The 316-nt window shown below is 46.5% G+C and carries 1 pseudogene; it reads right to left on the bottom strand.

From position 1 onward, the window contains the following. A pseudogene (locus tag AACS92_RS04270) lies at nt 1-207 on the bottom strand (IS982 family transposase); the annotation flags it as partial. Between the last annotated feature and the right edge of the window lie 109 nt (nt 208-316).

The following is a 316-nucleotide window of genomic DNA, read 5'->3' as shown; positions in this document are numbered from 1 at the left end:
GTCGCGGTGATGGTATTGCCAGATATGCTCCAAATAAAAGTTTTTAAAATCACGGTAATGCGACCGCTGAAAGAGGATTAAAATTGTCATGATTTCACTGGGATACATGCGGCCTTGTCTGCGGCGCAGGCGGTATCCGTTATCGAGACAAAACGGCTCCCACTGGGGGATGAAAAGACGACAAAAGTCGTCGACATCGCAGAAAATTTCAACTAACTTTCAACTAACTTGTCCATGGCCTGTTCCTCCCCGGAGTCGTTTTAGGCTTTCACCAAAACTTTGCTCCTGGAACAGGCCTCTCGTCAATTTCTTATCC

Origin of the sequence: Xenorhabdus sp. KJ12.1 (assembly GCF_963876495.1) — a bacterium.
GTDB lineage: Bacteria > Pseudomonadota > Gammaproteobacteria > Enterobacterales > Enterobacteriaceae > Xenorhabdus > Xenorhabdus stockiae.
This window is presented reverse-complemented; position numbering and strand designations above follow the sequence as displayed.